At 58.1% G+C, this 19,388-nt stretch carries 21 protein-coding genes; 5 read left to right on the top strand and 16 right to left on the bottom strand.

The window, feature by feature from the left end; genetic code table 11:
• Positions 1 to 9: 9 nt before the first annotated feature.
• The 10 genes from C7436_RS13905 to C7436_RS13860 all read right to left on the bottom strand — a co-directional run bounded on the left by C7436_RS13905 (position 10) and on the right by C7436_RS13860 (position 10,811).
• Positions 10 to 858: an ABC transporter permease gene (locus C7436_RS13905; RefSeq protein WP_011783901.1), complete on the bottom strand. Its 849-nt coding sequence runs from the start codon at positions 856 to 858 to the stop codon at positions 10 to 12.
• 4 nt (positions 859 to 862) lie between these two features.
• Positions 863 to 1,723 (bottom strand): ABC transporter permease, encoded by an 861-nt coding sequence (locus C7436_RS13900; protein WP_121208189.1) that lies wholly within the window; start codon positions 1,721 to 1,723, stop codon positions 863 to 865.
• On the bottom strand, positions 1,720 to 2,814 hold the full coding sequence (locus C7436_RS13895; RefSeq protein ID WP_121208188.1) for an ABC transporter ATP-binding protein: 1,095 nt from the start codon (positions 2,812 to 2,814) through the stop codon (positions 1,720 to 1,722). The genes C7436_RS13900 and C7436_RS13895 overlap by 4 nt, the downstream gene beginning before the upstream one ends.
• 5 nt (positions 2,815 to 2,819) lie before the next feature.
• Complete coding sequence (locus C7436_RS13890; RefSeq protein ID WP_121208187.1) at positions 2,820 to 3,893, bottom strand: extracellular solute-binding protein; 1,074 nt, start codon at positions 3,891 to 3,893, stop codon at positions 2,820 to 2,822.
• A 151-nt stretch (positions 3,894 to 4,044) separates the two neighbouring features.
• Positions 4,045 to 5,085: an extracellular solute-binding protein gene (locus C7436_RS13885; protein ID WP_011783897.1), complete on the bottom strand. Its 1,041-nt coding sequence runs from the start codon at positions 5,083 to 5,085 to the stop codon at positions 4,045 to 4,047.
• The gene (gene potC / locus C7436_RS13880) at positions 5,082 to 5,852 is read right to left on the bottom strand and encodes a spermidine/putrescine ABC transporter permease PotC (RefSeq protein WP_011783896.1); all 771 of its coding nucleotides are present in this window, start codon (positions 5,850 to 5,852) and stop codon (positions 5,082 to 5,084) included. The genes C7436_RS13885 and potC overlap by 4 nt, the downstream gene beginning before the upstream one ends.
• On the bottom strand, positions 5,849 to 6,706 hold the full coding sequence (potB, locus tag C7436_RS13875; protein ID WP_121208186.1) for a spermidine/putrescine ABC transporter permease PotB: 858 nt from the start codon (positions 6,704 to 6,706) through the stop codon (positions 5,849 to 5,851). The genes potC and potB overlap by 4 nt, the downstream gene beginning before the upstream one ends.
• Positions 6,699 to 7,820: a spermidine/putrescine ABC transporter ATP-binding protein PotA gene (gene potA, locus C7436_RS13870; RefSeq protein WP_011783894.1), complete on the bottom strand. Its 1,122-nt coding sequence runs from the start codon at positions 7,818 to 7,820 to the stop codon at positions 6,699 to 6,701. Before potA ends, potB begins: the two co-directional genes overlap by 8 nt.
• Positions 7,821 to 7,951: 131 nt before the next feature.
• Positions 7,952 to 9,022 (bottom strand): TRAP transporter substrate-binding protein, encoded by a 1,071-nt coding sequence (locus C7436_RS13865; protein ID WP_211329875.1) that lies wholly within the window; start codon positions 9,020 to 9,022, stop codon positions 7,952 to 7,954.
• A gap of 112 nt (positions 9,023 to 9,134) precedes the next feature.
• Complete coding sequence (locus C7436_RS13860) at positions 9,135 to 10,811, bottom strand: methyl-accepting chemotaxis protein (RefSeq protein ID WP_023008751.1); 1,677 nt, start codon at positions 10,809 to 10,811, stop codon at positions 9,135 to 9,137.
• 232 nt (positions 10,812 to 11,043) lie between these two features.
• Between C7436_RS13860 and C7436_RS13855 the strand changes: the two genes are divergently transcribed.
• Entirely contained in the window at positions 11,044 to 12,381 is a 1,338-nt protein-coding gene (locus tag C7436_RS13855) for a CHAD domain-containing protein (protein ID WP_121208185.1), read from the top strand.
• Here C7436_RS13855 and C7436_RS13850 read toward each other — a convergent pair.
• Entirely contained in the window at positions 12,304 to 13,137 is an 834-nt protein-coding gene (locus tag C7436_RS13850) for a cation diffusion facilitator family transporter (protein WP_228198144.1), read from the bottom strand. The two genes, C7436_RS13855 and C7436_RS13850, sit on opposite strands and share 78 nt — an antisense overlap.
• Before the next feature lie 92 nt (positions 13,138 to 13,229).
• On the opposite strand from C7436_RS13850, the gene C7436_RS13845 reads away from it, so the two are divergent.
• Positions 13,230 to 14,111, top strand: coding sequence for a LysR family transcriptional regulator (locus tag C7436_RS13845; RefSeq protein WP_121208184.1), 882 nt, complete (start codon positions 13,230 to 13,232; stop codon positions 14,109 to 14,111).
• Here the strand turns inward: C7436_RS13845 and C7436_RS13840 are convergent.
• Positions 14,090 to 14,347, bottom strand: coding sequence for a DUF3565 domain-containing protein (locus C7436_RS13840; RefSeq protein WP_121208183.1), 258 nt, complete (start codon positions 14,345 to 14,347; stop codon positions 14,090 to 14,092). The genes C7436_RS13845 and C7436_RS13840 overlap by 22 nt on opposite strands.
• Entirely contained in the window at positions 14,344 to 15,240 is an 897-nt protein-coding gene (gene rarD / locus C7436_RS13835) for an EamA family transporter RarD (protein WP_121208182.1), read from the bottom strand. Before rarD ends, C7436_RS13840 begins: the two co-directional genes overlap by 4 nt.
• 144 nt (positions 15,241 to 15,384) lie before the next feature.
• Here rarD and C7436_RS13830 point away from each other — a divergent pair, with 144 nt between their 5' ends.
• Entirely contained in the window at positions 15,385 to 15,765 is a 381-nt protein-coding gene (locus C7436_RS13830; RefSeq protein ID WP_014420261.1) for a rhodanese-like domain-containing protein, read from the top strand.
• A 5-nt stretch (positions 15,766 to 15,770) separates the two neighbouring features.
• Here C7436_RS13830 and C7436_RS13825 read toward each other — a convergent pair whose 3' ends face one another.
• A complete protein-coding gene (locus tag C7436_RS13825; protein ID WP_121208181.1) occupies positions 15,771 to 16,223 on the bottom strand; it encodes a YchJ family protein in 453 nt (150 codons plus the stop codon).
• A gap of 157 nt (positions 16,224 to 16,380) precedes the next feature.
• Here C7436_RS13825 and C7436_RS13820 point away from each other — a divergent pair, with 157 nt between their 5' ends.
• Entirely contained in the window at positions 16,381 to 17,337 is a 957-nt protein-coding gene (locus C7436_RS13820; RefSeq protein ID WP_121208180.1) for a GGDEF domain-containing protein, read from the top strand.
• A 16-nt stretch (positions 17,338 to 17,353) separates the two neighbouring features.
• Here C7436_RS13820 and C7436_RS13815 read toward each other — a convergent pair whose 3' ends face one another.
• Together C7436_RS13815 and C7436_RS13810 are read right to left on the bottom strand one after the other, a co-directional pair.
• Positions 17,354 to 18,058, bottom strand: coding sequence for a substrate-binding periplasmic protein (locus C7436_RS13815; RefSeq protein ID WP_322934349.1), 705 nt, complete (start codon positions 18,056 to 18,058; stop codon positions 17,354 to 17,356).
• A 307-nt stretch (positions 18,059 to 18,365) separates the two neighbouring features.
• Entirely contained in the window at positions 18,366 to 18,791 is a 426-nt protein-coding gene (locus C7436_RS13810; RefSeq protein WP_014420257.1) for a hotdog fold thioesterase, read from the bottom strand.
• Positions 18,792 to 18,925: 134 nt separating this feature from the next.
• Here C7436_RS13810 and C7436_RS13805 point away from each other — a divergent pair, with 134 nt between their 5' ends.
• Complete coding sequence (locus C7436_RS13805) at positions 18,926 to 19,387, top strand: c-type cytochrome (RefSeq protein ID WP_011783880.1); 462 nt, start codon at positions 18,926 to 18,928, stop codon at positions 19,385 to 19,387.
• The last annotated feature ends 1 nt before the right edge of the window (position 19,388 follow it).

Below are 19,388 nucleotides of genomic sequence, written 5' to 3'. Positions count from 1 at the left end.
AGAACTTTCTCAACTTTTTTGTCGGAGGGTAAACAGCGCAAGCAACGCAGACACCAGCATCAGAAACAGCGCCACCGCGTTCAACACCGGCGTTGAGCCTTCCCGCAGACGATTGAACAGGGCCACGGTGAGCGGGGTATCACTACCGGTGAGCATGACCGTGGTATTGAAGTTCTCGAAGGACATCAAAAACGCCATCGCCGCGGCCCCGAGGATGGAGGGAAGCAGCCACGGCAGAGTAACCGTGAACCACGCCACAAGCGGCGTGGCCCCCAGATTCAGGGCGGCCTCTTCCAGCTGTCGGTCAAATTTGCGCAGCCGGGCGGCAATCACCAGAGTAGCCAGAGTGGTAATGAAGGTAACCTGCCCCATCACCACCAGTGTCAGCCCCGGCCGGAACAGGTCCAGCTCGATACCCCACAAGCGGGAGACATCGTTGGCCATGCCACTGTAGAACACCAAAATGGATACCCCGAGAATCACGCCCGGAATCACCAGCGGCAGCAGCATCAACAGATACAGCAGCTCCTTGCCGCGAAACTCCACCCGCTCGAACAATACTGCATTCACGCAGCCAAGCCCCACACTGACCAGCGTCACCCAGAACGCAATTTTGGTACTGACCCAGAGCGCACTGAGCAATCCGTCGTCGTGAAACAGCCCGGTACGCCCGTCGGTGCCGTCGGCCAGATACCAGTCCAGGGTAAAACCCTGCCACGGTAATGACGGGAACGGCGAGTCGTTGAATGCGAACACGGCCGTCACCAGCAAAGGCAACGCCAGGTACAGGAAAAAGGCCAACAGATAGCTCAGGTAAAGGGCATCAAACAACCGGGACCGAGGTACAGAGCGGATCATGACATCACCCCATAACCTTGCGCAGGGATTGCCCGGTCAGCTTCAGGCCCAGCCAGACCAGCAGCGACGACAATACCAGTAGCAAGACCCCCAAAGCCGCACCCTGCTCCCAGTTAAACCGGGTGATGAACTGGGTGAAAATCTGCTGGGTAAACCAGGCACTGTCTTTGCCCCCCATCAGAATCGGCGTGAGGTAACTGCCCAGGGTGAGCATGAACACCACAATACAGCCGGAGACAATGCCGGGCATGGCCCAGGGAATCACCACCTCCCGCAGCACGGTACCGTGGCCGCCGCCCAGATCATAGCCGGCCTCAACCAGGCTCTCGTCCATGCCATCGAGCGTGGTCACCAGCGGCACCACCATAAACAGCAGGCCGTTGTAGACCAGGCCGATGATCACCGCGACATCGTTGTAGAGCATCTCCACGGGGCCATCCACCCAGCCCAGCGCCTGCAGCCAGGAACTGAACAGGCCGCTCTCCCGCAACAGGATCATCCAGCCGTAAGTACGCACCAACTCGCTGGCCCAGAACGGGATCAGGCAAGCCAGGAACAGAATACCCTTGCTATTCCCACGGGCCAGGCGGGCAATGTACCAGGCAATGGGAAAGGCAATCAGCAGGGTGAGGAAGGTGGTGAACAGGGACATGACCCCGGTACGCACGAAGGTACGCCAGTAGTAGGATTCACTGAAGAAATTCTGGTACTGCTCCAGCCCCCAGGCCAGGGTATCCCAGCTTTCCCGCACCTGGAACGACACCCGCAACATCTGCAGATGGGGCACCAGCACCAATAGCACTATCCAGAGCAGGAAAGGCGCCAGCAACAGCCACAGCGAGAAACGGCTAACCGAGCTATTCACTGGGGCGAAGCTCCAAATACCCGGGCCAGGTCCGGATCCCACGACAGCTCAAGATGGCCGTCCGGCGTCAGCGCCGGCGCCGTGCCGTCCTGGGGGAGTCGAGCGAATAGTGCCTGGCCATTGCTTTCGGCTTCAACCCGGCTGTTGGCGCCATCAAACAGCGTGGTCCGGACTCGGGTCTGCAGTGAGGAGGAACCCCCGCCCGCAGCCGTTTGCGAAAACGACAATGATTCCGGCCGAATATACAGTTCTGCCTGGGCACCGGGTGCCAGGCCCGCCGACGCAACCCGACCGCGTACCACCGCACCATCGCTCAGACGAACAGCCGCCACATCATCGGCCACGGACACCACCGTCCCCGCCAGGCGATTGTTGTCGCCGACAAACCCCGCGACAAAAGGCGTTGCCGGCTGCCGGTAAAGCTCCTCCGGCGGCGCCACCTGCTCGAAGCGGCCATTTTTCATCACCGCCACCTGATCTGACATCACCATGGCTTCGGACTGGTCATGGGTGATGTACACAAAGGTGGTACCAAATTGCTTTTGCAGGTGCTTGAGCTCGATCTTCATCTGCTCCCGCAGTTTCAGATCCAGGGCCCCGAGAGGCTCATCCAGCAACAACAAGGTGGGTTCGAGCACCAGGCAGCGGGCCAGGGCCACGCGCTGGCGCTGGCCACCCGACAATTCCTGGGGATCGCGATTTTCCAGTTCCGGCAGCCCCACCTGTTCCAGCACCCGCGCAATCCGCTTGCGGCGCTCGGCCGCCGGCACCTTCTTGCGCTTCAGGCCATAGCCAATGTTGTCACCGACGGACATGGTGGGGAACAGCGCCAGGTGCTGAAACACCATGTTCACCGGGCGCTTGTTGGGGGGCACCTCATTCATACGATGGCCGCGGATGAAGATATCCCCTTCATCCGGCTTGTCGAAGCCCGCCAGCAGCCGCAGCAGGGTGGTCTTGCCGCAACCCGACGGCCCCAGAATGGAGAAGAAGGTACCCGCGGGAACATCCAGCGACACATGGTCCACCGCCGCGTTGTTTCCAAAGCGGCGGACCAGTCCGCTGCAGGACAGGTCAGACTCTGTTGCCATAAGGATCAGTTCGCCGCCTGGACGCGATCCAGCACCTGCCCTTCCATGGCTTCCAGCCCCGGCGGTACCGGCGGATACCATTTGATGTTGTTAATAGCTTCTTCATCGAAGCTCAGGCGATAGGCATCCCGCAGCTCGGCGTTCACAAACTCGTCGGCGCCTTTGGAGGCCGTGAAGTTACCGGAGGCATTGGTGATTTTGGCCGCAATTTCCGGCTGCATCACGAAGTTTATCCACTTGTAGGCGGCCTCTTCGTTCTCGCTGCGGCGTGGGATGGCAAAGGTATCAATCCAGCCCAGGGCTCCGGATTCCGGCGCCACAAAGCGGATGTCCGGGTTCTCCGCATTCAGCTTCCAGCCGCCGGCATCCCAGGCCATGGCAGCGGTCACTTCTCCGGTACGAAGCAGCGACAGCAGTTGGTCGCCACCGGTCCAGTAGGTTTTCACGTTGTCTTTGCAGTCGATCAGTTTGTCTTCCACTTTCGCCATGATGGACTGGTACTCGTCCCGGTCTTCATAGGCCGCAAACGGATCCATGCCCATGGCGAAGGCAAAGCCGATCAGCGTCGGCCGCTTCAGGCGGTAACTCACTTTGCCAGCCACTGCCGGGTCACACAGATCGGTGTAATCGGTAACGGTGTCCGCGACGGAACTGTGCACAATCAGGCCACTGGTGCCCCAGACCGAGGGCACACCGTAGGATTGACCATCCAGAGCCGTCGACTCCTGAGTCGCCTTCACCATCGACGCCTGCAACTGGCCGGTATTGATGCGGCTGTAATCAATGGGCTTGTAGATGTTGAACTGGCGCTGTACACCCACGATACGATCCTGGCTCGGCTGGGCCAGATCAAAACCGGCGCCGCCGGTGGCCCGAAGCTTGGAGATCATGTCCTCGTTGTTGGACAAGGTGATCTTTACATCAATTCCGGTTTCTTCCTCGAACTGGGCGACCACCTCATCCGGGGCGTAGCCACCCCAGGTAATCAGGCGAAGTTCTTCCGCCAGCAGGTTGCCGGAAGCTGTGGTTGCGGCCAGCAGGGTGGCCAGTGCTGATATCCGTGTCTTGCGCAGTGCCATGGTCGTTCATTCCCCTGAAACGGTGTTATGCCAACTCGCTAAGGTTTTGTTATCAGGAAGTTATAGACCATGTATTTCAGTTTTGTGAAACCCGGATAATAAAAAACGGAGGCCGAAGCCTCCGTTTTCCAGGTTCATCATGCTCTTCCGGTTACTGACCGGACTTCAACATTTCCCAGTATTTGGCATACACCTGCAGCGCCTCGTCGCCAATGTCGGTCTGGAACTCGGCATTGATCATGTCGGTGGCGTTGGGGTAGCTGGCCCGGTCGTTCGCAACGGCGTCATCCAGCAGATCCCGGGCCGCCAGGTTGGGTGTGGCGTAGCCGATCTCTTCGCTGATCAGGGCCGAGATTTCGGGCTGCAGCACAAAGCTGATGAACTGGTGAGCGGCTTCCGGGTTCTTGGCGTTCTTGGGAATCACGAAGCTGTCCAGCCAGGCGATGATGCCTTCTTCCGGATACACGTATTCCAGGGAATCCAGAGTATCGCGGCCCATGACGGCTTCGCCGTTCCAGATCATGCCCACGTCGGTTTCACCTTCCAGGTACGGCATGCGGGGGGCATCCGAGTTAAAGGTACGCACAGACGGCATCAGCTCGGTCAGCTTCTCATAGGCTTCCTCGATTTCCTGAGGGTCAGTACTGTTACCGGAGTAACCCAGTACCCGCAGGCCCACGTGGAAGACTTCACGCATGTCGTTGGTCAGCATGACCCGGCCTTCAAAGCGCTCATCCCACAGATCAGCCCAGGCGGTAACTTCGCCTTCCACATCCGCGGTATCAACGGCCAGGCCGGTGGTGCCCCACAGGTAGGGCACGCTGTACTGGTTTTCCGGGTCGATATCCAGGTTCACCAGTTCCGGATCCAGGTTGTCGAAACCTTCAATCTTGCTGCGATCGATGGGCATTAGCAGGTCTTCCTGCCGCATCTTGCTCACGTAGTAGGTGGAGGGCACGGCCAGGTCGTAGGCGGCGCTCTCATCCAGCAGTTTCAGCCGGGCATACATGGCTTCGTTGCTGTCGTAGGTGGTGTAGACCACCTGGATACCGGTTTCCTCAGTAAAGCGATCCAGAACTTCCTGGGGCATGTACTCAGACCAGTTGTACAGGTTCAGAACCTTGGGCTCCTCAGAACCACTGCAGCCAGTCAGGCCCACCGCCAGCAGGCCGGCCAGTGCCAGTTTCTTCATCGTTTGCTCCTTAACAGTATCCATTGAGACAAGATCAACATGACCAGTGAGAATACCAGTAGCAGGGTGCCAAGGGCATTCACTTCGGGCTTCAGGCCCACCCGCACCATCGAATAGATGCGCAACGGCAGAATTTCATAGCTCGGGCCACTGACAAACGTACTGACCACCACGTCGTCCAGTGACAGTGTAAACCCCAGCAGCCAGCCCGCCAGCAGGGCCGGCATGATCACCGGAATCAGTACCGTGCGGGTCATGGTGAAATCGTTGGCGCCCAGATCCCGGGCCGCCTCCGGCAGGCGTTCGTCAAACCCGCTGAGCCGGGCCATCACGGTGATGACCACAAACGGCAGGCAGAAGGTAACGTGGGCCAGCAACAGGGATACATACCCCAGCTGCAGCCCCACCAGCAGAAACAGCGCCAGCAGCGAAATCGCCAGGACAATTTCCGGCGACATCATCACCACAAACAGCATGCCATTGAGTACTTTCTTGCCCCGGAACCGGTATCGGTGCAGTGCCAGTGCGGTGAGCGCGCCGATCAACGTGGACACAGTGGCCGCGGAGAGCGCCAGCCAGAGGGAATTCCACATGGCCTGCACCATGGCCCGGTTGTTCAACAGGGCTTCGTACCAGCGCAGGCTCAGGCCACCCCATTCGTAACCGGTGCGGGAATCGTTGAAGGAGAACACCACGAGTACCACGATAGGCACGTACAGCAGCAGATAAACCAGCGTAAGGTAGGTGCGGGGCAGCCAGCGATTCATACACCGTCCTCCCCGATCCGCCGTTTACTCAGGCGGTGGGCGAACATCAGGAACGCCATGGCCAGGGTCAGCAGGATGCTGGCAGCGGCACCAAAGGGCCAGTTGCGGGCATCCAGAAACTGGTTTTTGATGACGTTACCCACCAGCAGGTTGCGGGAACCGCCCAGAATATCAGGCACAAAGAACAACCCCATGGCCGGCAACAGCACCAGCATGATGCCCGCCAGCACCCCGGGCAGGGTCAGCGGCACGATCACATGGATAAACGTGGACAGGCGCCCCGCGCCCAGATCGTGCGACGCCCTCAGGTAGTCTTCCCGCAGGTCTTCAAACACGGAGTAGAGCGGCAGGATCATGAACGGCAACAACAGATACACCAGCCCGATAATCACCGCCCCCTCGGTATACAGCAGTTGCATGGGCCCATCGATCACACCAAGCGACATCAAACCATTGTTGAGCAGGCCGTTGGTGGCCAGGATCAACTTCAGGGCGTAGGTTCGAACCAGGGAATTGGTCCAGAACGGCACGATAAGCAGGAAGATCAGCAGCACCTGATTGCGTTTGCCGACCTTGGACAACGCCCACGCAAACGGGTAGCCGATCAACAGACACACCAGCGTCGTCATGGCCGCCATGTACAGGGAGTGCAGGAACACTTCCAGGTACAGCGGATCGAGCAGTTGCCGATAGGCATCCAGGGTCAGCGGCAGCGAAATAAAGGAGCCCGGGTCCCGGGTCATTACACTGGCACCGACCACCAACAGGTTGGGGGTCAGCACCAGAAACAGCAACCAGCCCCAGACCAGCACCAGCACCGCCGCACGGAACGGCTGCTGTGTCAGGCTACGCATCGGTGCCTTCTTCCTCTGGCAGAGCTTCCGGCTCAGTGGGTAACAGCCATTCCCAGCCATCAACCCAGCTCACTTTGACCGGCTCGCCAAGGCGATAGTCGAAGGTAGGGTCGTCTTCGTCGAAGAATTCCGACGCCAGCACCTCGGTGCCATCCTCAAGATGAATCACCGAATCCAGGGTACTGCCCTTGTAGTTACGTTCAACGATCTTGCCAGCCACACCATCCTCATCGTCCGGCGCCAGTACACGGATATCCTCGGGGCGCAACAGCACATGCAGGGACTGGCCACCGGAGACCGGGAAATCCGGCTTGCGGAAGGTACGCTTCAGGCCGAACACATCCACGGTGATAGTGTCGTCGCCGTTGGCTTTGTCCACCCGGCCCGGGAAGAAGTTAGTTTCACCGACAAAACGGGCGGTAAACAGGTTAGCCGGGCGCTCGTAGACTTCCCGCGGCGTCCCCAGTTGCTGGATCAGGCCGTCTTTCAACACCACCACCCGGTCGGACATGGACAGGGCTTCTTCCTGATCATGGGTGACAAACACAAAGGTGATACCCAGCTCCCGCTGCAGGCGTTTGAGCTCAACCTGCATGGTGCGGCGCAATTTGTAATCCAGCGCCGACAACGGCTCATCCAGCAGCAGTACCTTCGGGCGCTTGACCACCGCACGGGCAATGGCCACCCGCTGCTGCTGGCCACCGGACAACTGGTGCGGCTTGCGCCGGGCGAAGTCCTCAAGCTGGACCATGGCCAGGGCATCCTCTACCCGCTCCCGGATTTCCTGCTTCGGCCGCTTCTCCATTTTCAGACCATAGGCCACATTGTCGAAGACCGACATATGGGGAAACAGCGCGTAGTTCTGGAATACCGTGTTCAAAGGCCGGTGTTCCGGCGGGGTGTGAGTCAGGTCCTGATCACCCAGGGCGATGGTGCCGTCATCCGGGTGCTCGAACCCCGCCATCATCCGCAGCAAGGTGGTCTTGCCGCAACCGGAGGGCCCCAGGAGGGTAATAAACTCGCCGTCAAAAATGTCCAGATCCAGAGAATCCAGCACTTTTTTGCCGTCGAACTGTTTGGTGAGATTGCTCAGAGATAGCAGTGTCTGTTTCATCGGCCCTGCCCAAAGTTTGAGCGGCGTATTTTTCCAGAAACAGACGCAAACAAAAAGGGGCGTGGGGATATTCCCTGACCACGCCCCTCCTGTTTTTCAGCCTTACCAGGCCGGACTGTCACACAACGATCTTATTGGTCGGCGACGCTGTTCAGATACGCCTTGTCCGAGATGTTGGTCCAGGGGCGAACCTGCTTCAGGTACTCGCGCTGTGAAGTAATGATTTCGTTCGCCAGCTCGTCCTTCTCGGCAAACTCATCCAGCAAGCGATTGGTGGTTTCACGCAGGGCGGTAATAACTTCCGGCGGAAACACCTTGTGCGTCACATCCGGGTATTCCTGCTTCATCTTCTCCCAGGCCACACCGCTTTCGTGGGTGCTCTGGATATACATGTCATACGCTGCGGTGCGCATGGAGACGCGCAGGATGGCCTGCAGATCGGCCGGCAGCTTGTCCCAGGTTTTCTTGTTGATCAGGAACTGCACTTCGGCGTTTGGCTCCTGCCAGCCGGAGTAGTAGTACTTGGCAATCTGGTGAAAGCCCATCTGCAGATCCAGCGCCGGGCCAACCCATTCAACCGCGTCGATAGTGTTGCGCTCAAGCGCGGTATACAGCTCGCCCGGTGGCAGGTTGGTGACCGCCACGCCCACTTCCGACATAACCTCGCCGGCAAAGCCAGGGGTGCGCATTTTCAGGCCTTTCAGATCATCCAGAGACTTGATCTCTTTGCGGAACCAGCCACCCATCTGATTGGCGGTGTTGCCACCCGGGAAGGAGAGCAGGCCGAAGGGTTCATACACCTTCTGCATCAGTTCCATGCCGTCGTCATGGTAGAACCAGGCATACATCTCCGGCGCAATCATGCCGAAGGGTACGGTGGTGAAGTACATGGCGTTGGGAATGGTGCCCTTGTAGTAATAAGAGGCGGTGTGGCCCATGTCGTACTGGCCGTTACGGACCAGATCGAAAATACCGAAAGGCGCCTTGTGCTTGTTGGAGGAATCAATCCGGATCTTCAGGCGGCCGCCGGACATTTCCTCGGCCATGGCCGCCATGTTTCGGGGCGCATCCCCCAGCAGGCCGGAATTTGGCCCCCAGGTTTCCGCGAGACGCAGGGTATAGGTTTCTTCAGAGACCGCGAAAGGGCTGGCCAGCAGGCCAAGAGTGCTGACCGCCGCCAGCAGGGTTTTACGCAGGGACATAGTGTTGGCTTCCATTGTTATCAGTTTTTGATTCAAATATGCCTGAATGATCCATCATAACGACGAAAGCCGACCGCGCCAATGTGGCGGGCCGGCTTTCTTATGAGGGTAATCAGACCTTGAACTGGCCAACCAGCTCGCGCAGATTCTCTCCCAACCGGGCCAGTTCGTGGCTGGCCTCATTGGTCTGGGTCACGCCGGTGTCGCTGCGCTGGGCCGCGTCGACAATCCGCACCACGTTCTGGTTGATCTCTTCCGCCACCTGGCTCTGCTGTTCAGCGGCGGTCGCAATCTGAGTCACCTGATCGTGGATCTGGGTCACTGACGTCACGATGGTGTTCAGTGCACTGGTGGCATGATTGATGCGTTCAACCGTCGCCTCCGAGCTCTTGCGGGAGTTGTTCATACGTTCCACCGAAGCCTTGGACTCCGCCACAAAGCCATCAATCATTTCCCGGATCTGATCAGCCGATTCCGCTGACCGCTTGGCCAGCTGGCGCACTTCGTCGGCAACCACCGAGAAGCCGCGACCGTGCTCGCCGGCCCGGGCTGCCTCAATGGCAGCGTTCAGGGCCAGCAGGTTGGTCTGCTCAGTAACCGCGTGAATCACATCCAGCACCTGCTGAATATCGTTCGACTTCTCGGCCAGGGCATTGATGCTGCGAGCGGTGTCTTCCATTTCCTGGGACAGCTGATTGACCGCCCCCTGAGCGCTATTAATGGTCTCGCCACCCTCTTTGGCCATGCGGTCCGCATCGGAAGCTGCGCCTTCCACCTCATTGGCATTGCCGGAGATTTGCTGAATCGTTGCCGCCATTTCGTTGATGGCCGAAGCAATCTGGTCGGTTTCCGAACCCTGCTCCTGAACCGACTGGCGGGTTTCATTCGCCACCCGGCTGAGTTCTTCAGCCGCCGAAGCCACCTGGTCGGTGGTAGAGCCGACCTCACGGATGGTGTCCTGAATCTTGATGACGAAGTGGTTGAAGCGGCGGCCCAGAACGGCCAGCTCATCTTTACCATCTTCCGGCAGGCGCTGGCGCAGGTCGCCCTCACCGTCGGCAATCTCCCGCATCATGTCGCTGACCTTGTTCAGCGGCGCAGTCACGGTGCGGCCAATGACCAACCCGATTACCAACGAAATCACCACCACCACAATGGTCAGCAGTAAAATGAAGCCCATAGCAGACGTCATGGTTGCATCGATTTCTTGCCGGGCAGCGGCCACCGCTCTCTGAACATCGGTTACATACACGCCGGAACCTATCATCCAGTCCCAGCCCGGAATGATGGTGGAGTAGGAGACTTTCGGTTCCACCTGGCCGGTAGCAGGGTTCGCCCACTCATAAGGCATGAAGCCATCATCACCTGTCGCATCGAACAACCCGCGAACCAGCTTTTGGGTGTTCGGATTGGTAGTCGGCCCTTCCTTGGAGGGATCCGGTGCATAGGCGAGATTGAACAGGCTGCGATCATAGGCGAAGACATAGTTGTTCTGACCGAACTTGATTGACCGCAACCGCTCTCGCGCCTCTTCCTGCGCCTCCTGCTCCGTAAAACCTGGAGTGGACTTGGCCTCAAGCACCACGGATTTCGCGGTTTCAACCAGGTTTTTCAAACCTTCCTTGCGCGCTTCCAACAGTTCCTGCTCGAGGCGTTCCAACTCTGCCTCTCCATTGGCCCGGATCTGGTTCGCCGTAATCCATGCAATTGTTCCAGCCGTAATCAGTACAGGCACCAACACTCCAATCAGAAGCCGTGTTCTGATGGTCAGGTTGCTCATGAAGGTCATGGTCTTCGCTCCGGGGTCATCTCTTGTAATCCTTTGATTATGCACAAACGCAGCCCGCACTCCGTTGCAGTTTGTTAAAAGCTGTATACCAAACGCAGGTCCGGAACAGGTTTTTGTGTAAACAAGCCCGTCATATCAGGGTCATACGTCTAAATACTTATCGGCCGTCATGTAAACGACTTGAGGCTGTGTCAGACTAAGGTCTGAATATTCAGCTCATGAGCAAGCATGCATGAAACGGCTTTTCCTTATCCGCCACGCCAAATCGAGCTGGAACGACGACAACCTCTGCGATCAGGAACGCCCGCTGAATGACAGAGGCCAAAGCCAGCTTGCGCCGCTCGCGCGGGCACTGAGATGCCTGGGCGCGCTGTCCGGCGCCGTTTATGCAAGTCCCGCTGTGCGAGCCCAGCAAACGCTGGCAGGCGCACTCAGCGTCGACGCCCAGCCGGCCCAAGTCGTCACCGAAAACGAGCTTTACACCTTCGACTTCCGGCGTCTATTACGCTGGCTGCAGAATCTGGATAACAACCAGAACCGCATTACCCTTATTGGCCACAATCCGGCATTACTCGAACTGGCCGCCTTTCTGGCGCCTCAGGCTCCGTTCGAATTGCCAACCGCCAGTATCCTTGAGATCCGGCTGCCGGTAAGGCACTGGAAGAAAGTGGACAAAAACAAGGGTGCACTGGAAACCTTCCTGACGCCTCGTGATTTCAGTTACAACGAATTCCGGCGCAAGAACCGAAAAGCCAGTCCCGGCGCCACTGAACTGGACCAGAACACACTCCCGGAGGTTTTGCAGCAGCTGACCAATCAGTTGGAACTGCTGACCCCGGGGGTCATTCTGGGGCTGGATGACGAATTTCTGCACCAGTACCGCATTGCCCTTCGCCGCAGCCGGGCCATTGCCGAACCCCTGGCCGAGATTACCGGCGATCGCCAACTACAGGAGCATATCCGAGAACTGAAGCGACATGCCCGGGCCACCAGCGCCCTGCGGGATCTGCACGTATTTCTTCAGGATATCCCCGAGCTGTGCCACGACAACCCACAACTCTGCACCACGCTGACCGACTGGGCGCGGCTCAGGGCATCTAAAGCACAGCGCAAACTAGCCAAACGCCTTGGCCAGAAACGCTACCAGCAAAGCCTGTCGCGCTGGCAAGACTACATTGAGTCCAAATCTTTTCATAAGCTGGCTGCAAACCTGCGGAAAAAAGACATCCAGGCCGCGACAAACCGGCGCCTGAAGCAGTTCAACCGAAAAACCGCAGAACTGCTGCACACCACTCCGGATGAAGCCCTGCACCAGCTGCGCAAGAACCTCAAGCGTATCCGCTATCTTCTGGAACTGGATGCCCGGTACAGCAAGCCATTCCGGAAAGAACTGCGCCAGCGACAGGATCTGTACGGCCGCTTCCAGGATCTGCATGTCCAGATCGAACTGACCCGGCGATTCCTCGCCGACCATCCGGAGTGCGACGGGGTGTCACTGACTGGCAAACTTGAGCAAGAGAAAGCCAATACCCGCAGGCGAATACTGGCTATGGGTGGACTGAACGTCTGAGGCCTCAAGAAGGAGGTTCGGGCCGAGCTTGACCACCCGGACCTGTTCCGGATTCAGTCCCAGGTCTTCCAGGGTCTCATGGATGTCGTCCAGTGCATCGTCTTTCGGTGCCGCCAGCAACAGCTCCCGAACTGACTCCAGAACCATCTTCACCGGCACCGTCATAAAGTAGACCGAAATCACCAGCATCATTACCGGGTCGGCATACACGGCCAGCTCCGCCCAATGACTGCGTTCCAGCAGCCAGGCCGCGCCAAAACCAATCATTACGGCAGCGCTTAGGGCACTGTCCATCAGCCACTGGCGCTGTTCCGCCTGCACCAGCCCCGAACCATTGCGCAGACTTGACCACCGTAGATACGCCCAGACCGCCAGACACCCCACCACGTTCACCGCACCAAAGATCATTGCCATGTCCGCCGCCACGGCACGCCCACCCTGAAGCAGTGACACCACCGCTGACACCAGCGAGAGGATACAGACCAGTGCGATCACCAGGCCCTTAACGGCGATCACCAGCGGCTCTACCGCGCCCATACCGAACGGATAGTCTTCGCTGGCCGGCCGGCGAACCAGACGGGCGGCATAGAGCGATAAAAGCGACAGCCCCAGGCTGATCAGGGAATAGGCACCATCAAAGAGAATAACCAGAGAATCGACCCAAAGGCCCCAGGTAATACCCGCGAGCGCGAACAGTCCCGCGCCTGCGGCAGATAACGTCAGCGCCAGGTTTTCCCGCGCCAGAGAAGTAAACATTTTGACCTCCTGAGAATTGCTGCCATATTAGCGGCATCACTCAACAGGCGTGAGTCGCTGAGCGACGAAAAACCCGTCGCAGAGAGCAAGCCATGAAAACCTCGCAGATCAAGATCTTTCTATCGGTGGTGCGCAACGGCAGCGTGGCTGCGGCGGCCCGGGAGCTGAACCGAAGCCGCACCACCGTCAGTACCATGCTCGCGTCTCTGGAAGATGAGCTAGGGGTGGAGTTGTTTGAACGCAGCGGCAATCAGCTGCACCTGACCGCCATCGGCCAGTCCATCCTGACCGACTGCCGGCGATTCGACCAGGTTGCCAGCCAGATCAGGGCTCGCTGCCAGCACCACCTGAGTGGTGCCGAATCGGTCCTGCGCATTGCCCGGGACGATGCCATTCCGGAAGATATCTGGCGGGACATTCTGCGCCGGCTGAAACAACGCTTCCCCCAGACCAGCCTGTCGGTTTACCTTGCCTCGCCCCGGGAACTGGCGCCGCTGGTTCGCAACCAGTCCGTGGATGTGGCCTATGGCCTGATGCCGGAATTGCTGAACGAAGGTTATCAATGGTTTCGGGAACTGGCTGATGTGCGCATGCTCACCGTGGCGGCGCCGGATCACCCCCTGAGTCAGCTGAAACGGGTCACTCAGGACGACCTGGTCAGCCACACGGAAATCACCCTGGCCTACATGCTCGACGCCCAACTGGTGGCCGAATCCCCGGAAACCGCCAACTACCTCGCCTTTACCCAATACGAACTGATGCGGGATGCGGTGATTGATGGCGCTGGCTGGGCGGATTTACCCTTACCCCTGATTGCTGAGGCATTGCGCAAGGAACAGCTGAAAACCATCCACCACCGCAGCGCCCGCTGGTGGAAAGTGTTCAGTGCGCTGGAGTCAGAGCAGGCGCAAGGAGGCGCCGTGGTGGGCTGGCTCGCCAACGAACTGGAAGCCTATCTGGAAACCCTGGCCTGATCGGGAGACTGAGGTCCTTCCGGACTCTCCGGACGGACATCCGCAGGCGCATCGTCATCACATTTCCGGCAATCCAGCTTAACCCCCAACATGGATTGCCGGCCTTCCACCGTGACAACCCAGGGCCGGTTCACCCAAGGCGGATCATGGCGCACGTGCTGGTTATGGCCACACGCCAGCTGCGCTACCCAATGGCTTTCCCCGTCTTTGTGATAGCCGCTGATGGGTTGTTTCATGCCGAAGCCTCTCTGTTCGATCGGCCCACCCAGGCCGACCACGAGTATATTGCCAACGCCACCCAGATCATCACAAAGCTCACCAGTTTGGCGGTGCTAAGCGGCTCATGGAAGATATACAGCGCGATCAGAAACTGGATCGTGGGGTTGATGTACATAAGAAAGCCCACGGTAGACAGCTTCAAACGGCGCGCAGCCCCGGCAAAAGCCAGCAGCGGGATGGCGGTCACCGCGCCACTGGAGGCCAGTAACAATGCGCTGTAGGTGCTGTCCGAAAAGTGCGACAGCCCCTGCGATGACAGCCAGGCCAGGGTCAGCAAGCCCAACGGCAGCAATAACAGCGTTTCAACAAACAGACCGGAAAGGCCATCAAGTTCGACTTTCTTGCGCATCAGGCCATAGGTGCCGAAGCTGAACGCCAGTACCAGCGTAATCCACGGCAGCTCGCCCAGCAGCAACAGCTGATAGAGAATCGCAATCGCCGCCAGACCCACCGCCGCGGCCTGCAGCCGGGAAATACGCTCACCCAGGATCAGCAGCCCCATGGCCACATTTACCAACGGCGTCAGGAAATAGCCCAGACTGGCCTGCAACACATGGCGGGTTTCCACGGCATAAATATAGATACCCCAGTTCAGGGCAATAAACACGGCACAACCCAGCACATACCCCAGCCGGCGCGGCTGTCGCAGTGCCGCCACCACCGGCGGCCAGCGCTTGAGTATCGAGATGACCACGGCCAGAAACAGGCAGGACCAGATCACCCGATGGATCAGCACCTCCCAGGAAGGGATCCCCTTGAACAGGGCAAAATACAGGGGAAAGCTTCCCCACAGGGTGTAGGCGCCTAACCCGTAGACCACGCCTTTGGTGGTGTCATTCAGCGATTTCATAGCTTCCTCATTGTCAGGCCCGTCAATCTAGCACAAACCCGCTGGGCAAAGGCTCATGCCTTAGTCAAAGACAACCTATAGGTGACTCGCCCGTGGTAAATGCCGTAACCTGAAAAGACACACCCACGCTCAAAGGGAACTGCCATGAAGACTGCCCACGACCTTGTTGCCGAAGCCAAAAAAGAGATTCAGGAGGTGCCGCTGGCCAACGCCGAGGCGGCCATTAAAAATGCCGATTTGCTGCTGGATGTGCGGGACGCCGATGAATACCGCTCCAGCCATATTCCGGGCGCCGTGAATATTTCCCGGGGCATGCTCGAATTCAAGTTCACCAACGACCCCGCGCTGGAGAACCGGCAGATGAAAATTGTGCTCTACTGCAAAACCTCCGGTCGTGCAGCACTCAGCGCCAAAGCGCTGAAAGAGATGGGCTATATGAACGTACAATCCATTGAAGGCGGCTTTGACGCCTGGCTGGAAGCGGGTAAAGAGGTCGCTCAGCCGGATCTGCCGAAATTCGAATAGAACGTTTAAAGACAACAGGCCTTGAACTTGCGACCACTGCCACAGGGGCAGGGGTCGTTTCGACCGGGCTTCAGCACTCCCTCGCGGGTTTCGCCCTCACGGTAGAACCAGCGGCCATTCTCTTTGCTGAAGTCTGATCGCTCTTCCAGATAACCCCAACCACCACCGGCACGATAGACCGCCCGGAAGTGAACCCGGCCCGTGTCGACACCGGCACTGGAGGAGAGTATCTGCAGCGAAACCCATTCCGGTGAGCCGGAAAGATCCAGTTCCGCCGGCCGGGTCTCCGGATGCCAGGTCTCGAGCAGATAATCGGCATCCTTCACCACAAAGGCACTGAACCGGGAACGCATCAACGTCTCCGGTGTGGTGGCAGGCGCGCCTGCATGGCAGGGCTGACAACACAGCAGGTAGGCTTTCCCGCTACCGCAGGGGCAGTTTTCCCCGGACACCTTCATCCCTTTCCAAACCCTCATGAAGCCAGAATTTCGTTGGCCCGGCTGTCCGGCCAACGTAGGTAATGTCCGCAAACCTTACACGCTTTTGCCGACAGCATCGTATGACAAAAGCCATACTGGAAATTAAACTGAATAAAAAGCAGACAGCGCACACCCCATGAAATCCGGCATTCCGTCACTGAATCTGCCCGTTCACCGGGATCAGACACCGCCAGCCACCGAGGAAACACACCCGGAAGGTCTTCAGGCCGTACTCGATAATCTGGATGCCCTGGTGTACGTCTCCGATTTTACAACACACGATCTGCTGTACATGAACGCTTACGGCCGGCAGATCTGGGGTGACATTGGCAACCGAAAATGCTGGCAGGTGCTTCAGGACGGTGACGGCCCATGCAGCTTCTGCACCAATCACCTGCTGATCAATGATCAGGGCGAGCCCAACAAACCCCATGTCTGGGAGTTCCAGAATCAACTGGACCAACGATGGTACCAGTGCCGTGACCAGGCGATCCGCTGGACCGATGGCCGCCTGGTGAGGTTGGAGATTGCCACTGATATTACCGAACGTAAACAGATGGAGCTGAAGCTGCGAGCAGCTCACGAAAAAGCCAGGGCGGCAGCGCTGGAGGATGAACTTACCGGGCTGCATAACCGACGCGCGTTCTTCGAGTTCGGAGAGCAACTGCTGAACCAGTCTGCCAGGCATCAGACACCACTGACTCTGGTCATGATGGATCTGGATCACTTCAAGATCATCAACGATACCTACGGTCACCAGGCGGGCGATGAAGTGTTGAAGCAGGTCAGCGGGCTACTGAAAGCCCGGATTCGGGATTGCGATATTGTGGCCAGAATGGGCGGAGAGGAATTCGCCATTCTGCTACCGGACACCGACATGACGATGGCACACGTGTTGGCGAGCCGCTTGCTGGCCTTGCTTTGTAATCTGGTGGTGTCTTACGAGAAAAGCAGAATCTCGCCGTCGGCAAGTATCGGAATCAGTAGCCTGGGAAACGGCGACCGCAGACTGGAAGATCTGATGTGTCGCGCAGACGAGGCCATGTACCAGTCCAAGGCCAGAGGAAGAAGCAGAGTGACACTGGCCACCTAAACCCAGGAAGGCCTCGCTAACGGCCCTCCTCGGTATACCGGATGAGATACTCTTCAATCAACTCTTCCAGCCTGCCCTGCTCCGTCAACTCCAGCAACCTGGCTGCAAAAGCCTCTCGCAAGGCTTTGCTATTGCAGCGGGAAAGTTTCGGAAACGCGAAGAACAGGCCTTCTCTGCTCACAGGGGGCTCCAGCGCCACAAAGTCATTCGACATGCCATACCGGGCCAGCTTCGCCCGCCCCTGCAACAACTCGTACAGTACATAATCGATACGACCGATATCGGCCATCAGGTAGGACTGGTGAATGGAGCGGACGCCGAGGATATCCAGGTGATCGGCGGCAAAGCTGTCGAACCGCTCACCGAAACTGTTGTCGATCAGGGTGCTGCCTTGTTTCCCCTCCAGGTCCGGCCAGTGCCGATACTCAAACATCCTTTGCCGCGGCACCCAGACATTGGTATCGAGATGAATCATGGGCGGAAGAACATAATCCAGGTACCCCAATCTTTCTGCCGTGATAAAGGCTCCGGCCACCAGATCGATCTCCCCCAACTCTGCCAACCGCTGTACCCGCGCCCAGGACCCAATATTGCGGACATTGACCTTGATACCCAGGGGCTCCACCAACTCCCGCAGGAAATGAGGAACCGCGCCATTTAAAAGATCCGGCGACTCCACGCTCGGCCATAGGAGAGGCGGATACTCCGGATTACCACTCACTCTCAGCGTTGAACACTCAGACAAAGGGGCAGCTCGCAGACCAAAGGATGCGCATAGCAAAAAGAGCAACGCATACCAGAACTTGTGCGCTTTCGAAGACACCCTGTTACAACGAATTTTCAGCACAGTGAAACCTTCCCGTGAGGAACAACCTCATGGCATTTAGTTAACATCCTCAACTATTTTAAGTATAGCAGGGCGACAGTCCCGGCAAACGATTTTCTTTTGATATTAATCAAGGATGGCGAGCTTATTTCGCAAATCGACGCGCAAGGTCGGAATCAGGGAGCCATCGCTCCCTGTTTTCTTACGAGCGGCGGGTTACCGCCATGGTCAACCTGGAAATGCAGGTCACCTTGCCTTGATCGTTTTCCAGGCGGATTTCCCATACTTGCGTTGCACTGCCGATGTGTATGGCCTTCGCCGTGCCATAGACCCATCCCCCGGTAACAGGCCGAATATGATTGGCATTAATATCCAGCCCCACAGCGACCGTATTTTTATCTTTCAGGCAACAGTTGGCAGCCATGCTGCCCAGCGTTTCCGCCAACACGACGGAGGAACCACCATGCAGGATCCCGAATGGCTGGACGGTGCGCTCATCCACCGGCATCCGGCCTTTCACATAATCGTCACCGATTTCGAGGTATTCAATGCCCATATGACTGACCGCGGTGTTTTTGCTGGCCTCTGTCATTTGCTCAAGATTAGGGGTAACCGTCCAGATCGACATCGTGCAACTCCTCAGATTGAACTTTCGTTTCTTATAGCTGTCAGGAATGAGTCTATACAGGTAGCATGCTTATAACCACGCCTTTATAGAGCATTTTTGCATTATCACCAATCACACCAAGAGAGGGACCTGGAATGAATAAACGTTTTGTTTCCGTTGCGGTGCTTGCGGCCGCGATCTCAACCCCGACCGTGGCCCAGATGAGCGTGGAAGACCAGATCGAAACCCGCCAGGCCGCCTACCAGTTTGCGTCCTGGAACATGGGCAAAATCAAGGCCCAGACCGTGGATGGCTCCGCAGCGTTTGACCAGAACCAGGTTGCCGCAGCCGCCAAAGCCATTGCAGCCGTGGCCAACTCCGGCATGAGCGTGCTTTACAGCCGTGACAGCGCCAATGACCGGGCCGAGAACACCCGCCTCAAGCCCAACTTCTTTGAGGAGCCGATGAAGGTTCAGGAAATTGCGGTCAGCTTCGTCCGTGAAGCCAACGCACTGCAGGAACTGGCTGCAGCCGGCGACCAGGCCGCGATTGCACGCCAGTTCGCCAAAGTCGGTGAAACCTGCAAGGCTTGCCACGACAACTTCCGCGCCAAGTAGG

Origin of the sequence: Marinobacter nauticus (assembly GCF_003634635.1) — a bacterium.
GTDB lineage: Bacteria > Pseudomonadota > Gammaproteobacteria > Pseudomonadales > Oleiphilaceae > Marinobacter > Marinobacter nauticus.
The sequence above is the reverse complement of the archived record's forward strand: the minus strand, read 5'-3'. Positions and strand labels throughout refer to the sequence as shown.

Coding starts and splice junctions, on each gene's coding strand:
- C7436_RS13905 (WP_011783901.1), bottom strand. CDS start 858: ATGATCCGCTCTGTACCTCGGTCCCGGTTGTTTGATGCCCTTTACCTG.
- C7436_RS13895 (WP_121208188.1), bottom strand. CDS start 2,814: ATGGCAACAGAGTCTGACCTGTCCTGCAGCGGACTGGTCCGCCGCTTT.
- C7436_RS13890 (WP_121208187.1), bottom strand. CDS start 3,893: ATGGCACTGCGCAAGACACGGATATCAGCACTGGCCACCCTGCTGGCC.
- C7436_RS13885 (WP_011783897.1), bottom strand. CDS start 5,085: ATGAAGAAACTGGCACTGGCCGGCCTGCTGGCGGTGGGCCTGACTGGC.
- potC (WP_011783896.1), bottom strand. CDS start 5,852: ATGAATCGCTGGCTGCCCCGCACCTACCTTACGCTGGTTTATCTGCTG.
- potB (WP_121208186.1), bottom strand. CDS start 6,706: ATGCGTAGCCTGACACAGCAGCCGTTCCGTGCGGCGGTGCTGGTGCTG.
- potA (WP_011783894.1), bottom strand. CDS start 7,820: ATGAAACAGACACTGCTATCTCTGAGCAATCTCACCAAACAGTTCGAC.
- C7436_RS13865 (WP_211329875.1), bottom strand. CDS start 9,022: ATGTCCCTGCGTAAAACCCTGCTGGCGGCGGTCAGCACTCTTGGCCTG.
- C7436_RS13860 (WP_023008751.1), bottom strand. CDS start 10,811: ATGACCTTCATGAGCAACCTGACCATCAGAACACGGCTTCTGATTGGA.
- C7436_RS13855 (WP_121208185.1), top strand. CDS start 11,044: ATGAAACGGCTTTTCCTTATCCGCCACGCCAAATCGAGCTGGAACGAC.
- C7436_RS13850 (WP_228198144.1), bottom strand. CDS start 13,137: ATGTTTACTTCTCTGGCGCGGGAAAACCTGGCGCTGACGTTATCTGCC.
- C7436_RS13845 (WP_121208184.1), top strand. CDS start 13,230: ATGAAAACCTCGCAGATCAAGATCTTTCTATCGGTGGTGCGCAACGGC.
- C7436_RS13840 (WP_121208183.1), bottom strand. CDS start 14,347: ATGAAACAACCCATCAGCGGCTATCACAAAGACGGGGAAAGCCATTGG.
- rarD (WP_121208182.1), bottom strand. CDS start 15,240: ATGAAATCGCTGAATGACACCACCAAAGGCGTGGTCTACGGGTTAGGC.
- C7436_RS13830 (WP_014420261.1), top strand. CDS start 15,385: ATGAAGACTGCCCACGACCTTGTTGCCGAAGCCAAAAAAGAGATTCAG.
- C7436_RS13825 (WP_121208181.1), bottom strand. CDS start 16,223: ATGAAGGTGTCCGGGGAAAACTGCCCCTGCGGTAGCGGGAAAGCCTAC.
- C7436_RS13820 (WP_121208180.1), top strand. CDS start 16,381: ATGAAATCCGGCATTCCGTCACTGAATCTGCCCGTTCACCGGGATCAG.
- C7436_RS13810 (WP_014420257.1), bottom strand. CDS start 18,791: ATGTCGATCTGGACGGTTACCCCTAATCTTGAGCAAATGACAGAGGCC.
- C7436_RS13805 (WP_011783880.1), top strand. CDS start 18,926: ATGAATAAACGTTTTGTTTCCGTTGCGGTGCTTGCGGCCGCGATCTCA.